This window comes from Vibrio sp. 03-59-1 (assembly GCF_013114135.1).
Classification (GTDB): Bacteria; Pseudomonadota; Gammaproteobacteria; order Enterobacterales; family Vibrionaceae; genus Vibrio; species Vibrio cortegadensis.
Genome location: NZ_VTYA01000017.1, coordinates 1 through 14,281, shown reverse-complemented (window position 1 = coordinate 14,281; position 14,281 = coordinate 1). Strand labels below are relative to the sequence as shown.

Below are 14,281 nucleotides of genomic sequence, written 5' to 3'. Positions count from 1 at the left end.
AAGAATTGATATGTCAGACATTTTATCTTCAATGGCTTACCTTAATGGTAAACCAACAGCAAAAGCAAAACTCAAAGCAAAAGACGAACATTTTGTAGTACGCGAAAACCTGGGTTTTGAATTTACAGGATCTGGCGAGCACTTAATGGTGCGAATTCGTAAGACAGGTGAAAACACCAGTTTTGTTGTTAATGAATTAGCGAAAGCGTGCGGTGTGCAATCTAAAAATGTCAGCTGGGCGGGTTTGAAAGATCGTCATGCGGTGACAGAGCAATGGTTGAGTGTTCATCTGCCTAAAGGTGACACGCCCGATTTTTCGGCATTTTTGGCTGAGCATCCAAGCATTGAGATCCTCGCGACTGACCGTCATAACAAAAAGTTACGTCCAGGCGATCTTGTCGGAAACGATTTTGAAATTACTCTGTCTGAAGTATCAGATGTGGAAGATGTAGTTAAACGCATGCTACAGGTTCAAAAGTGTGGCGTACCTAATTATTTTGGCGCACAGCGTTTTGGTAACCAAGGTAATAACTTAGTTGAAGCGCGTCGTTGGGGCAAAGAGAATGTCCGTACGCGTAACCAGAATAAACGCAGTTTGTATTTGTCTGCGGCGCGTTCATGGATTTTTAATCTGATCGTGTCTGAACGTATTGAACAATCAGTCTTCAACCAAGTGTTGAATGGTGATCTTCTGGTATCAAATGAAAGACCACTATTGGTTACGGCAGAGAATGCTGATCAATGTAAAGATAAGTTCAATGCAGGAGAAGTCTTTATCAGTGCCGCTCTTGCAGGTGACAATGCCTTGCCTACTCAGGAAGAGGTACTCGCATTAGAGCAAGTTCACCTCGATGCAGAACCTGATTTGATGGCACTTATCCGCGGTAACCGCATGCGTCACGATCGTCGTGAAATTGCACTTAAGCCGCAAAACCTCTCGTGGGAAATAGAAGAAGATAACGTGACTCTTCGTTTCTCACTCGATGCGGGATGCTTTGCTACAGCAATCGTTCGTGAGTTGATAGAAGAGATCCCAGTTGAGCGTCAATACTAACACTTTGATGCTTTTACGATAAAATAGTAAATACAAAACGAAAAATGAACACAGTGCAGAAAAGGGAAGGTCAATGAAAATACTACTTAGCAATGATGATGGCGTACATGCTAAGGGAATTCATGCATTAGCAGAGGTATTGTCTGATCTCGCGGAAATTATCATTGTTGCTCCGGATCGTAATCGATCTGGAGCCTCGAATTCATTAACACTGGAGCAACCGCTGAGAGTGCAAGAGATTGTGACCAATACCTATTCAGTTCAAGGGACTCCGACAGACTGTGTTCACTTTGCTCTGAATGAATTACTGAAAGATGACCTGCCAGATTTAGTGTTATCAGGCATTAATCATGGCGCTAATTTAGGTGATGATGTTCTTTATTCAGGGACGGTTGCGGCTGCAATGGAGGGGCACTTTCTTGGGGTTCAATCCATCGCATTCTCTTTGGCTGGAAAGGAGCATTTCGCTACTGCAGCAAAAGTGGCTAGGCAATTGGTTGAGCAGCATATCGCCGCTCCGATTCCCACCAATCGCTTGCTGAATGTGAATATTCCAGATGTTAGCTTTGAACAACTGCTTGGAACTCAGGTCACTCGTCTTGGTGCTCGTCATCATGCAGAGGCGATGATTCGACAAAAAGATCCGCGTGGACATGATATTTATTGGCTTGGACCTCCAGGAAAAGAGCAGGATGCGGGTGAAGGTACCGATTTTCATGCGATAGAAAATCACTATATATCGATTACACCATTACAAGTTGATCTCACTGCTCATGAGTCATTGCGTAGTATGGATACGTGGTTAAAGGGGGAGGTGAAATGAACCATCCTCAAGCAAATCGATTGGTTGAATTTTTGATTGCACATGGTATTCAGGACCAAGCAGTATTAAACGCTATTGGTGTTTTGCCAAGAGAGAGCTTTGTTTCTCAAGCAATGATACATCAAGCCTATGATAACAACGCATTACCCATTGGACACGGTCAGACGATCTCTCAGCCATACATAGTCGCGAAGATGACTGAGTTGCTAGAACTAAAGCGAGATAGCCAAGTACTCGAAGTAGGGACAGGGTCGGGTTATCAGACAGCAGTGCTGGCACAGTTGGTCAATCATGTCTATTCCGTTGAGCGAATAAAGTCACTTCAATGGGATGCCAAAAGGCGTCTTAAGCAATTGGATATTTATAACGTATCAACTAAACATGCGGATGGGTGGCAAGGATGGGCTGCGAAAGGCCCTTTTGATGCAATCATTGTAACCGCAGCACCAGAGAGTATTCCTCAGGCACTATTATCTCAACTAAAAGATGGTGGACGAATGCTAATCCCAGTTGGTGGCGATGAACAGCAGCTACTGAAAATTGTGAGATCGGGTGATGAGTACCACTCTTCAACGATAGAAATGGTGCGTTTTGTACCACTTATTGCTGGTGATTTAGCCTAAGAATGAAGAGCCTTATTCGAAGTGTCATTTACTTTATTATATGCGGTGTTCTGTTAGGGTGCGCCGCACAAACTCCTGCGCCTGTTTCTGGGTTAAGTAAAGATTACAGTTCGATTGGGCGCGGTAGTTACAAAGGCAGTTTCTATGAAGTAAAAAAAGGCGATACGCTCTATTTTATTGCTTATATCACTAATAAAGATGTGAAAGATCTTATCCACAATAACAACTTATCTTCACCTTATACCATACACCCTGGACAAAAGTTAAAACTCTGGCGACCAGCTTATGTTGCTCCAAGTTACGGCAAAGCTGTCGCCGTAGCTGCTGTGACTGCTGGTGCTGTAGCGACCAAAAGCGCAGTCAGTACTCCTGTTAAGGCCTCAACACCAACAGCATCATCAAAACCCGTTAAAGCACAAAAGACGGTTAAAAAATACCCACCAAAGAAGGTTGAACAATCTAAACCAAAGGAGTATGTTGGTTCTAAAGGTAAACAAACTGTTAAAAAAGTTAACACGCCAGTGGTAGCTAAAAACAGCAAAGTTTCCAAATGGTTATGGCCAACGAAAGGGAGAGTAATTAAAAACTTTTCAGCTGGAGATCAAGGAAATAAAGGGATTGATATTGCAGGTAAACGTGGTCAATCCATCGTTGCAACAGCGAAAGGTACAGTGGTCTATTCGGGTAATGCGCTAAGAGGTTATGGCAATCTGGTGATTGTGAAACATAACGATAAATATTTAAGTGCATACGCGCACAACGACCAATTACACGTCAAGGAAGGACAGAGTGTAAAAGCGGGCCAGAAGATAGCAACAATGGGCAGTTCTGGAGCAAGTAGTGTGAGATTACACTTTGAAATTCGCTATCAAGGTAAGTCGGTTAATCCGAAACGATACTTACCGTAATTTATTGTTCGGTATGGTTTTACCGTAGCAAAAATGAAGAAGTAGCAATTTAGCGGCATATTTAGTGGTCATGTCTTGCTAACTCGCCAGGGGAGGCGTTATGGGTATAAGCAATGCAGCAAAAAAAGTTGAAGAATTTGGTCTAAATAATAAAGCGATGGATGCGCAAAAAATTAAACCAACCTCAGCCAAGAAGGCAGAGGCGAAAGAGGAATTTGAAGTTTCCTCGAAAAGCCTAGATGCCACGCAACTCTATCTCGGAGAAATTGGTTTTTCTCCACTCCTAGCAGCAGAAGAAGAAGTTTTATACGCCCGACGTGCACTACGCGGTGATGAAGCCGCTCGTAAACGTATGATCGAAAGTAACCTTCGTCTTGTTGTGAAAATATCTCGTCGCTATAGCAACCGTGGTTTAGCACTACTTGACCTTATTGAAGAGGGTAACTTAGGCTTGATCCGCGCCGTTGAAAAATTTGATCCGGAACGCGGCTTCCGTTTCTCTACCTATGCAACATGGTGGATCAGACAAACGATCGAACGTGCGTTGATGAACCAAACTCGTACTATTCGTCTTCCTATTCATGTCGTTAAAGAGCTTAATATCTACTTGCGAACCGCTCGTGAATTGTCACAAAAGCTTGATCATGAACCTACCGCTGAAGAGATCGCAAACCAGCTCGATAAACCTGTCGATGATGTAAGCAAGATGCTGCGTCTTAATGAGCGTGTTAGTTCTGTTGATACTCCAATTGGTGGTGATGGTGAAAAAGCGCTTCTGGATATTATCCCTGACATACATAATTCTGATCCGGAAGTTTCCACTCAAGATGATGATATTAAATCGTCATTGATTGACTGGTTAGATGAACTGAATCCAAAACAGAAAGAAGTGTTAGCTCGCCGTTTTGGGCTGCTAGGCTATGAACCGTCCACTTTAGAAGAGGTGGGACGTGAGATTTGTTTAACTCGTGAACGAGTGCGTCAGATCCAAGTTGAAGGCCTACGTCGTTTACGTGAGATCCTGATTAAACAAGGTCTGAGCATGGAAAACCTATTCAATATCGAAACAGATTAACATTCTTCTAAATCAATCTTGTTCAGATAAAGAAAAGGCTAGAAGATCATATCTTCTAGCCTTTTTACATTATTGAACCCATTTAGAACACGATGATCCTATTGCCGTTAGAGATCCTTTAGCAGCTAAATTAGTTTCTTAAGACGATAAAGCTCTTCTAAAGCTTGTCGAGGTGTCAGTTCATCGGGATCGATGTTGGCTAATGCCTCTTCTAGTTCGCTTGGTTCCGGAATTAAACTCAGTTGGTTCGCAATATCGACTTTGCTTGATTTAGTGTTTTCAGGCTGATTGCCCAACATTTCTAACTGCGTTAATTTCGCTCTCGCATTTTTGATCACGGTTTTAGGAACGCCCGCTAATCCCGCGACTGCCAAACCATAAGATTTGCTTGCGGCACCTTCTTGAACCGCATGCATGAACGCGATGCTATCTCCGTGCTCTACAGCATCTAGGTGAACGTTCGCTAAATGAGGCAAGAGTTTTGGAAGTTCGGTCAACTCAAAATAGTGAGTAGCGAATAATGTCATGGCACCGATTTGACTCGCGAGCCACTCTGCACTCGCCCATGCTAAAGATAAGCCATCGTAAGTGCTGGTGCCTCGACCAATTTCATCCATAAGCACTAAGCTATTTGGGGTTGAGTTGTGCAGAATATTTGCAGTCTCAGTCATCTCAACCATAAAGGTAGAGCGGCCAGAAGCAAGATCATCAGATGCACCAATTCGAGTGAATATACGGTCGATTGAGCCAATTTCAGCGGCTTCTGCGGGAACATAAGCCCCAATGTGAGCCATTAACGCAATCAGTGCGGTTTGACGCATATAGGTCGATTTACCGCCCATATTTGGCCCAGTTACAATCAACATCTTTCGCTCTGAGTGTAATTCGATTGGGTTTGCGATGAAGGGTTCAGTCATGACTTGTTCAACAACGGGATGACGACCCGCTTGAATGTGGATCCCAGGCTTCTCTTTTAAGGTTGGACGGCAGTAATCCAGACTTTCCGCTCGCTCTGCTAAGTTCTGCAGTACATCGAGTTGAGAAATCGCAGCGGATAAATTTTGTAGCTGTTCTAGGCTTGGCAGCAGAAGATCGAATAGCTCATCCCAAAGCTTTTTCTCAATAGAAAGTGCTTTAGATTTTGAGCTGAGCACTTTGTCTTCATGTTCTTTGAGCTCAGGAATGATGTAGCGTTCTGCATTTTTTAAGGTTTGCCTACGAACGTAATGAGCGGGTGCTAAATGGCTTTGACCACGGCTTATCTGAATAAAGAAACCGTGTACATTGTTGTAGCCGACTTTTAAAGTATCGATGCCGTGGCGCTCACGTTCATCAGCTTCCAATTTTTCAAGATACTCTGTCGCGCCATCTGCCAGTTTTCGCCATTCATCAAGATCTTCATCATAGCCTGTTGCAATGACGCCACCATCTCGGATCACCACGGGCGGGTTCTCTTTGATTGCGCGCTCTAGTAATTCACAAACCGACTCGAAAGGCGCTGCTTCTTGTGACAGTTTAGTAAGGTGAGGATTTTGTAACGACTGCAAGTTAGCTTCTAGTTCTGGTAGTTGTTGCATTGCATGTCTTAACCTCGCCATATCTCTTGGGCGAGCAGAGCGTAGTGCCAAACGAGCCAAAATACGCTCAATATCACCAATCTGTTTTAAGATCGGTTGCAAGTCTGCATATAAGCCTTGTTCTTTGATTTCACCAATAGAATCTAAGCGTTGATCGAGAGTGCCCAGATTTCGCATTGGTTGATGTAGCCAGCGTTTAAGCATTCGGCTACCCATTGGTGTTGCGGTATGATCGAGAACTTCCGCGAGCGTATTATCGAAACCGCCAGAAAGGTTTTGAGTGATCTCAAGATTACGACGTGTAGCCGCATCTAAGATCACCGAGTGATCTTGGCGATCGAAAGTAAGCGCACGAATGTGTGGCAGAGCGGTTTTTTGAGTGTCTTTGACGTATTGGATCAAGCAACCAGCCGCGCATAATCCCAAGTGAGCATTTTCTACTCCGAAGCCGACTAAATCACGAGTGCCAAATTGCTGGTTCAATTGCTGTTTAGCAGTATCTAATTCAAATTCCCACACGGGGCGACGACGATTACCGTTGCGGTTAGCCATTAAATCAACGGCTTCAAAATCTTCAGGGAATAGAAGTTCACGAGGCGAAGTTCGTTGCAGTTCAGCAGCCATAGCCTCCGCAGTTTCAGGCTCAGTTAGCTGAAAACGACCTGAAGTAATATCTAAAGTCGCATAGCCGAACTTTCCATTTTGTTGGTAAATGGCAGCAATTAAATTATCGATACGCTCAGAAAGTAACGCTTCATCTGTGACGGTTCCGGGGGTGACAATTCGAACGACTTTTCGCTCAACAGGGCCTTTACTGGTCGCAGGGTCTCCAACTTGTTCGCATATCGCAACGGATTCACCTTGCTGAACTAATTTAGCTAAGTAACCTTCAATCGAATGAAATGGCACACCAGCCATTGGAATTGGCTCACCAGCTGAAGCTCCACGTTTCGTCAGTGAGATCTCTAACAGCTGCGAAGCACGTTTGGCATCATCATAAAAAAGTTCGTAGAAATCACCCATGCGATAGAATAATAAGATCTCAGGGTTTTCTGCTTTCAATTTTAGATACTGTTGCATCATCGGAGTGTGTTTTTGATCGACTTTCACGGGCCACTTCTTTAGTTTAGTTCTGTTGAGGCTTAGGATACGTGAATCGAATCCGAGCGAAAAGATGAAATAAGGTTTTACACCATGGAATCTATTAGATTATTAAGCCAAAGAGTCGGCAAATTGCTGTTAGCACATCATCAAGTGATGACTACGGCGGAATCATGTACTGGTGGGGGCGTTGCGACTGCAATTACAGATATTGCGGGCAGTTCGTCGTGGTTTGATCGAGCGTTCGTGACTTACAGTAACGAAGCCAAAATGGAAATGCTTGGCGTACTTCCTGACACTCTTGATGCCTATGGTGCGGTGAGTGAGCCTGTTGTCATTGAAATGGTAACAGGCGCTCTTCTAAATTCTAATGCAACGATTGGTGTTTCAATTAGCGGTATTGCAGGCCCTGGTGGTGGAACTGAGGATAAGCCTGTTGGTACCGTCTGCTTTGCATGGGCAGATAAAGAGCAATGGCAAAACGTAGAAACGTGTCATTTTATTGGAGACCGAGATCAAGTTCGCAAGCTGGCTATTGAGCATGCGCTGATCGTTATGCAAAATCATTTACGAGAAAAGTCGTCTTAGAGTTCATCATCTCTTTGAGAGCTTGATCGGTTAGTTTGAACTAAAACAAAATTATTTTCATACAGGTATAGACACTGTATGAATCAACAGTATAATAAAAATCAATTACTGACACCTAGATAACCCTGAGTGTCTTACCAGATTAAAACACTGCCACTGAATGTGGATCGCGTGGAGAAAGTGATGGACGATAATAAGAAAAAGGCACTATCAGCAGCATTGGGCCAAATTGAGAAACAATTCGGTAAAGGCTCAATCATGCGTTTAGGCGACAATCGCACAATGGACGTAGAGACAATCTCTACAGGTTCATTAGCGTTAGATATCGCTTTGGGTGCTGGTGGTTTACCTATGGGACGTATCGTAGAAGTATACGGTCCTGAGAGTTCAGGTAAGACTACTCTAACATTAGAGCTTATCGCTGCTGCGCAACGTGTTGGAAAAACGTGTGCATTTATCGATGCTGAACACGCTCTTGATCCTATCTATGCGAAAAAGCTAGGTGTTGATATCGATGCATTGCTTGTTTCACAACCAGATACTGGTGAGCAAGCATTAGAGATCTGTGATGCACTTGCGCGTTCTGGTGCAATTGATGTATTGGTTGTCGATTCTGTTGCTGCACTAACACCTAAAGCTGAAATTGAAGGCGAAATGGGCGATAGCCACATGGGTCTTCAAGCTCGTATGCTTTCTCAAGCAATGCGTAAACTAACGGGTAACTTAAAACAGTCTAACTGTATGTGTATCTTCATTAACCAAATTCGTATGAAGATTGGTGTTATGTTTGGTAACCCAGAAACCACAACGGGTGGTAACGCGCTTAAATTCTACGCATCAGTTCGTCTTGATATTCGTCGTACAGGCGCAATTAAAGAAGGCGATGAAGTTGTGGGTAATGAAACTCGCATTAAAGTTGTTAAAAACAAGATTGCAGCACCGTTCAAACAAGCGGAAACTCAAATTCTTTACGGAAAAGGTTTTAACCGTGAAGGTGAGCTGATTGATTTAGGTGTTAAAAATAAATTAGTTGAGAAAGCGGGTGCATGGTACAGCTACCAAGGCGATAAAATTGGCCAAGGTAAAGCGAATTCGGGTAAGTACTTACGTGAGAACCCAGAAGTTGCACTTGAAATCGATACTAAACTACGAGATCTACTGTTAACACCAGTTGTCGTGGAAGAAGAGACAGGGACTGAGTCACCTGAAAACGAAGAGTTATAGAGTGTTCGCTCTTTAATTGTTAATGATATCAAAGCCCTGCAATGCAGGGCTTTGTTGTATTTGAAAAGAATAAAAGCAGACTTTAAACATCGACTTTATAGTGTGATTGCAGCTTTTCATATTCATCGCTTAGTGCTTTTTTATTGAATCTCTTAAAGCACCCTGCCTATTTCTCACCACAACGCATAATCTTTTGCTCGCCTAGTCATTTCAATTTACAATATGGAAAAATACTAACTCGAATATTTCAGGAAGAGCTGCATGTACATGAGCACCGATGAGGTACGCCGCGCGTTCCTTAAGTTCTTTGAAAGCAAAGGACACCAAATTGTAGATAGTTCATCATTAGTTCCAGCTAATGACCCAACGTTACTATTTACCAATGCTGGTATGAACCAGTTCAAAGATTGTTTCTTAGGACTTGAAAAACGTAGCTACACTCGTGCGACAACCTCTCAGCGTTGTGTTCGTGCTGGTGGTAAGCATAACGATCTCGAAAATGTTGGTTTTACCGCTCGTCACCACACCTTTTTTGAAATGCTGGGCAATTTTAGTTTTGGTGATTACTTTAAGCGTGACGCGATTAAATTCGCATGGGAATTTCTAACCGAAGTTCTTCAGCTTCCTGCTGAGCGTCTACTTGTCACTGTATACGAAACCGATGATGAAGCATTCGATATCTGGAATAAAGAGATGGGCATCCCTGCTGATCGCATTGTTCGTATCGGAGATAAAAAAGGTGGAAAACCGTTTGAGTCAGATAACTTCTGGCAAATGGGTGACACTGGGCCTTGTGGTCCATGTTCTGAGATCTTCTATGATCACGGTGAACATATTTGGGGTGGCCGCCCAGGTACTCCAGAAGAAGATGGTGACCGATTCATTGAAATTTGGAACAACGTTTTCATGCAGTTCAACCGTCAAGCTGATGGAACAATGGAAGCATTGCCAAAACCATCAGTCGATACAGGTATGGGCATTGAGCGTATTTCTGCAATTATGCAGGGCGTACACTCAAACTATGAAATTGATGTATTCCAAACCTTAATTAAAGCAGCAGCTGAAATTACAGGGCATGAAGACCTGTCAAATCAATCGCTACGAGTAGTCGCTGACCATATTCGTTCATGTGCGTTCTTGATTGTTGATGGCGTAATGCCTTCAAATGAAGGCCGTGGCTATGTTCTACGTCGTATCATTCGTCGTGCCGTTCGTCATGGTAATAAGCTTGGTGCACAAGGTTCATTCTTCCACAAACTTGTTGGTCCATTGGCTGAAGTAATGGGCACAGCAGGCGAAGAGTTGAAGAAACAGCAAGAGCTAGTTGAGAAAGTGTTACGCATTGAAGAAGAGAACTTTAGCCGCACTCTTGAGCGTGGCATGGTGATTCTTAACGAAGCTTTAGACTCCCTTGATGGCAAAGTTCTAGACGGTGAGACCGTATTTAAACTTTATGATACTTATGGTTTCCCTGCTGATCTGACTAACGATGTTGCACGTGAACGTGAATTTACGATTGATGAAGCTGGCTTTGAAAAAGCGATGGAAGCTCAACGTCAACGTGCACGTGAAGCAGGTCAGTTTAATACGGATTACAATGCTTCAATAAAAGTGGATAGCAATACTGAGTTCTGTGGTTACACAGCGACTCAAGGTGACAGCAAGATTGTTGCTATGTTCGTAGATGCTGATGAAGTTGAAACATTAAGTGCAGGTGATAAGGCGATTGTCATTCTGGACCAAACCCCATTTTATGCAGAATCAGGCGGTCAATGTGGTGATGCGGGTACACTTAACACTCAATCTGGCGTATTTAAAGTTGTTGATACACAGAAGCTAGGAAATGCTATTGCTCATCATGGTGAGTTGGTTGAAGGCGTTCTAGCAAAAGAAGATAACGTGTCAGCTAACGTGAATGCAGAGCGTCGTGTTGCGATCTCTCTTAATCACTCAGCAACTCACTTATTACATGAAGCGTTACGCCAAATATTGGGTGATCACGTTGCACAAAAAGGTTCACTAGTTAAAGCGGATAACCTTCGTTTTGACTTCTCAAACCTTGAAGCAGTAACGCCAGCAGAGCTTAAAGAAGTAGAACGCTTAGTGAATGCTCAGATTCGTCGTAACCATACTATTGAAACCAATATTATGGATATTGAATCCGCGAAAGCAAAAGGTGCGATGGCGCTATTCGGTGAAAAATACGATGCAGAAGTTCGCGTACTCTCTATGGGAGATTTCTCTACTGAGCTTTGTGGTGGTATTCACGCGAATAATACTGGTGATATCGGCCTATTTAAGATTACCTCTGAAGGCGGCATCGCGGCTGGTATTCGTCGTATTGAAGCGGTTACTGGCGATTCTGCTTTAGACTTTATTGATTCTCAAAACAAAGCTTATGAAGCGAAAATTGCAGAGTCAGCACAAAAAGCGAAATCTTTGGAAAAAGAAATGCAGTTGCTGAAAGATAAAATGGCAGCAGCAGAAAGTGCCAATATTATGGGCAAAGTGACCGATATTTGCGGTGTGAAAGTGTTAGTTGCTGCTCTTGAAGGCGCGGATAACAAGAACCTTCGTACAATGTTAGACAATACTAAAAATCAGATTGGTAGCGGTATTATTCTTATTGCTAACGTTGCTGATAATAAAGTGGGTCTAATTGCTGGTGTGACGAAAGACCTGACTAGCAAAGTAAAAGCGGGTGATTTAGTTAAAATGGTTGCAGAGCAAGTTGGCGGTAAAGGTGGTGGTCGACCTGATATGGCGCAAGCGGGCGGTACAGACGTAGAAGCCTTACCAGAAGCATTGCAATCTGTTCAAGCTTGGTTAGAAGAGCGTTTATAATTACATTTAACCTCTAAAGTTAATGCCCAATCAAAGATAATTTGATTGGGCATAATTTATTGAGATTAACCAAGTGGTCTAATTGTCGAAGTTAGACTACTTGGTTAATTTTTTTGAACTAAATCTACTATCGATTTAGATGTGTTAATTCATGCGACTGCGGTCCTAGGAAGGTGAAGGCTGGTGAAAAAGCCCATAATTGTGCAAAAATTTGGTGGAACATCTGTAGGCTCTATAGAGAGAATGCATGTGGTGGCAGAACATATCATTAAAGCAAAAAATGATGGTAACCATGTCGTGGTTGTCGTTTCTGCTATGTCAGGTGAGACAAATCGTTTAATAAATTTAGCTCTAGAAGTTGATGACGTGCCTAATGCAAGAGAGCTAGATGTATTACTTTCAGCTGGTGAGCAAATGTCGATGGCTTTACTTGCTATGATCCTGAGTAAATTAGGGTATAGCACGACATCATTGACAGGATCTCAAGCTAAAATATTGACTGATAATCATCATAATAACGCGGCAATTAAACATATTGATACCGGACCTATTACTGAGCTTTTGAACGATGAACAGATCGTGATAGTTGCAGGCTTCCAAGGTATTAATTCCAAAGGGGATATCACTACACTCGGAAGAGGTGGGTCTGATACGAGTGCAGTTACTCTGGCTGGTGCGCTTGAGGCACAAGAGTGTCAAATATTTACAGATGTCGATGGCATTTATACATGTGATCCGCGAGTGGTAAAAAATGCTCGTAAAATTGACTGTATCGACTTTCCTGCAATGAAAGAGATGGCTCGAAAAGGTGCGAAAGTTCTTCATCTTCCATCTGTCTTATACGCTCATCAGTATAACGTGCCACTTAGGGTTCTTTCTACGTTTGAGGTTAACGACGGTAGTTTAGTTAGTGGAGACTCTTCTGAACGCTTAATTTCAGGGCTGGCATTAGAACACAGTTTGGTCATGATCCACGTTGAGCATTCGACGAGTGAAGCATTACAAAAGCAGTGTCAGATGCTGGGTATTGAAATATGGAGTGTGATCCAGGAAACAGATTGGACAGGAGTGGTCATTAAACAAGATGCTTACGCCAAGTTAGGGCTAGTTTTTGATGAGAAAATCCGTAATAGTGAAGCGGTAAGCTTGCTCACAGTTGTTGGTACTCAAGCGCAAAGAGTGCTGTCGGCGTCGATCGAGTTACTATTAGATCATGGAATCGATGTTCATCATCATTTTACAGAGCAGCGATCATTAATGCTGGTTTTGTGTCCAACTGTAGTTGAGAAAGCGGCTAACATACTTCATGATGCATATATAACGGAGCACGAAACCGAACTATTTCAGCAAAATCAGATGCATTTTGGTTAAATAAACAAATAGACAGTTTACGAAAATATAACTTTTGTTGATAATGGTTTCGTAGCAAGATAATTCAGAGATTACTCAAGGAGCAAAGAATGCTAATTTTGACTCGCCGTGTTGGCGAAACACTGATGATTGGTGATGAAGTGACAGTTACTGTGCTAGGTGTAAAAGGTAACCAAGTACGTATCGGTGTTAATGCACCGAAAGAAGTATCTGTTCACCGTGAAGAAATCTACATGCGCATTCAAGCAGAGAAAGGTAACGGCAACGTTACAACAGGCAACTACTAATTGGGTAGTGTTTGAGAAAAGGCTGGCAAATTTGCTGGCCTTTTTTGTGCGCGTAATTAAGTAGATAAGAACGAGAAACTTTCAAATGAAACCTACCTCGCAATTTGTCGATGTTTTTTCAGTTACACTGCTATTCGAGGCGTCAATCTCGACTTTAACGTGCGATTTTTCAACGCTTTGATTAAATAGGCAACGGTTGAGGTTTTTTTTGCAGTTTTTGCCAAGAAAATGTTTGACATATTTTTGGTAAATCGTAATATGTGCCTCCTCAAGACGGTGAGGTGGCCGAGAGGCTGAAGGCGCTCCCCTGCTAAGGGAGTATACGGTTTGTAGCCGTATCGAGGGTTCGAATCCCTCCTTCACCGCCATTCTTGAGACGTTGACTTACTTAGGTAAAGAAACAATTAGTGCGCGCGTAGCTCAGCTGGATAGAGTACCTGGCTACGAACCAGGCGGTCGGAGGTTCGAATCCTCCCGCGCGCACCATTATCTCCTTTGCAAGAGATAAAACAGTGAATATACAACGGTGAGGTGGCCGAGAGGCTGAAGGCGCTCCCCTGCTAAGGGAGTATACGGTTTGTAGCCGTATCGAGGGTTCGAATCCCTCCTTCACCGCCATTCATTGTATGCCCTTAGGGCTTTTTTTGTTTCGTAAGAAATGGAATGTGATAAGCTTCACAATAATTCTTTAGCAGGAATTACAGTGCGCGCGTAGCTCAGCTGGATAGAGTACCTGGCTACGAACCAGGCGGTCGGAGGTTCGAATCCTCCCGCGCGCACCATTATTACTCTCGTAAGAGAGGCAA

General features: G+C 43.1%; 11 protein-coding genes and 4 tRNA genes. 14 read left to right on the top strand and 1 reads right to left on the bottom strand.

Annotated features, from left to right (window positions below):
• Window positions 1–10 precede the first annotated feature (10 nt).
• The 5 genes from truD (at window position 11) to rpoS (ending at window position 4,483) form a co-directional block, all read left to right on the top strand.
• Window positions 11–1,054: a tRNA pseudouridine(13) synthase TruD gene (gene truD, locus F0249_RS16015; protein ID WP_171757166.1), complete on the top strand. Its 1,044-nt coding sequence runs from the start codon at window positions 11–13 to the stop codon at window positions 1,052–1,054.
• A 73-nt stretch (window positions 1,055–1,127) separates the two neighbouring features.
• The gene (surE, locus tag F0249_RS16010) at window positions 1,128–1,877 is read left to right on the top strand and encodes a 5'/3'-nucleotidase SurE (RefSeq protein WP_017054199.1); all 750 of its coding nucleotides are present in this window, start codon (window positions 1,128–1,130) and stop codon (window positions 1,875–1,877) included.
• Window positions 1,874–2,500: a protein-L-isoaspartate(D-aspartate) O-methyltransferase gene (locus F0249_RS16005; RefSeq protein WP_017054198.1), complete on the top strand. Its 627-nt coding sequence runs from the start codon at window positions 1,874–1,876 to the stop codon at window positions 2,498–2,500. Before surE ends, F0249_RS16005 begins: the two co-directional genes overlap by 4 nt.
• A 2-nt stretch (window positions 2,501–2,502) precedes the next feature.
• The gene (gene nlpD, locus F0249_RS16000) at window positions 2,503–3,408 is read left to right on the top strand and encodes a murein hydrolase activator NlpD (RefSeq protein WP_017054197.1); all 906 of its coding nucleotides are present in this window, start codon (window positions 2,503–2,505) and stop codon (window positions 3,406–3,408) included.
• A gap of 100 nt (window positions 3,409–3,508) precedes the next feature.
• Entirely contained in the window at window positions 3,509–4,483 is a 975-nt protein-coding gene (gene rpoS / locus F0249_RS15995) for an RNA polymerase sigma factor RpoS (RefSeq protein ID WP_017054196.1), read from the top strand.
• Between the two features lie 125 nt (window positions 4,484–4,608).
• Here rpoS and mutS read toward each other — a convergent pair whose 3' ends face one another.
• Window positions 4,609–7,170, bottom strand: coding sequence for a DNA mismatch repair protein MutS (mutS, locus tag F0249_RS15990; protein WP_171757165.1), 2,562 nt, complete (start codon window positions 7,168–7,170; stop codon window positions 4,609–4,611).
• An 84-nt stretch (window positions 7,171–7,254) separates the two neighbouring features.
• Here mutS and F0249_RS15985 point away from each other — a divergent pair, with 84 nt between their 5' ends.
• The 9 genes from F0249_RS15985 (at window position 7,255) to F0249_RS15945 (ending at window position 14,257) form a co-directional block, all read left to right on the top strand.
• Window positions 7,255–7,749, top strand: coding sequence for a CinA family protein (locus tag F0249_RS15985; RefSeq protein ID WP_017054194.1), 495 nt, complete (start codon window positions 7,255–7,257; stop codon window positions 7,747–7,749).
• A gap of 183 nt (window positions 7,750–7,932) precedes the next feature.
• Window positions 7,933–8,973, top strand: a complete 1,041-nt coding sequence (gene recA / locus F0249_RS15980) for a recombinase RecA (protein ID WP_017054193.1) — start codon at window positions 7,933–7,935, stop codon at window positions 8,971–8,973.
• Between the two features lie 261 nt (window positions 8,974–9,234).
• Window positions 9,235–11,817: an alanine--tRNA ligase gene (gene alaS, locus F0249_RS15975; protein WP_171757164.1), complete on the top strand. Its 2,583-nt coding sequence runs from the start codon at window positions 9,235–9,237 to the stop codon at window positions 11,815–11,817.
• Window positions 11,818–12,000: 183 nt separating this feature from the next.
• Window positions 12,001–13,188: an aspartate kinase gene (locus F0249_RS15970; protein ID WP_017054191.1), complete on the top strand. Its 1,188-nt coding sequence runs from the start codon at window positions 12,001–12,003 to the stop codon at window positions 13,186–13,188.
• Between the two features lie 89 nt (window positions 13,189–13,277).
• The gene (gene csrA / locus F0249_RS15965; RefSeq protein WP_017054190.1) at window positions 13,278–13,475 is read left to right on the top strand and encodes a carbon storage regulator CsrA; all 198 of its coding nucleotides are present in this window, start codon (window positions 13,278–13,280) and stop codon (window positions 13,473–13,475) included.
• A 275-nt stretch (window positions 13,476–13,750) separates the two neighbouring features.
• A tRNA-Ser gene (locus tag F0249_RS15960) sits at window positions 13,751–13,843 on the top strand.
• 41 nt (window positions 13,844–13,884) lie between these two features.
• A tRNA-Arg gene (locus tag F0249_RS15955) sits at window positions 13,885–13,961 on the top strand.
• A 39-nt stretch (window positions 13,962–14,000) separates the two neighbouring features.
• A tRNA-Ser gene (locus F0249_RS15950) sits at window positions 14,001–14,093 on the top strand.
• A gap of 87 nt (window positions 14,094–14,180) precedes the next feature.
• A tRNA-Arg gene (locus tag F0249_RS15945) sits at window positions 14,181–14,257 on the top strand.
• Window positions 14,258–14,281: the final 24 nt, after the last annotated feature.

What these genes read in the sequence shown, in the direction of transcription:
- truD (WP_171757166.1), top strand. Translation starts at nt 11, where the DNA reads ATGTCAGACATTTTATCTTCAATGGCTTACCTTAATGGTAAACCAACA.
- surE (WP_017054199.1), top strand. Translation starts at nt 1,128, where the DNA reads ATGAAAATACTACTTAGCAATGATGATGGCGTACATGCTAAGGGAATT.
- F0249_RS16005 (WP_017054198.1), top strand. Translation starts at nt 1,874, where the DNA reads ATGAACCATCCTCAAGCAAATCGATTGGTTGAATTTTTGATTGCACAT.
- nlpD (WP_017054197.1), top strand. Translation starts at nt 2,503, where the DNA reads ATGAAGAGCCTTATTCGAAGTGTCATTTACTTTATTATATGCGGTGTT.
- rpoS (WP_017054196.1), top strand. Translation starts at nt 3,509, where the DNA reads ATGGGTATAAGCAATGCAGCAAAAAAAGTTGAAGAATTTGGTCTAAAT.
- F0249_RS15985 (WP_017054194.1), top strand. Translation starts at nt 7,255, where the DNA reads ATGGAATCTATTAGATTATTAAGCCAAAGAGTCGGCAAATTGCTGTTA.
- recA (WP_017054193.1), top strand. Translation starts at nt 7,933, where the DNA reads ATGGACGATAATAAGAAAAAGGCACTATCAGCAGCATTGGGCCAAATT.
- alaS (WP_171757164.1), top strand. Translation starts at nt 9,235, where the DNA reads ATGTACATGAGCACCGATGAGGTACGCCGCGCGTTCCTTAAGTTCTTT.
- csrA (WP_017054190.1), top strand. Translation starts at nt 13,278, where the DNA reads ATGCTAATTTTGACTCGCCGTGTTGGCGAAACACTGATGATTGGTGAT.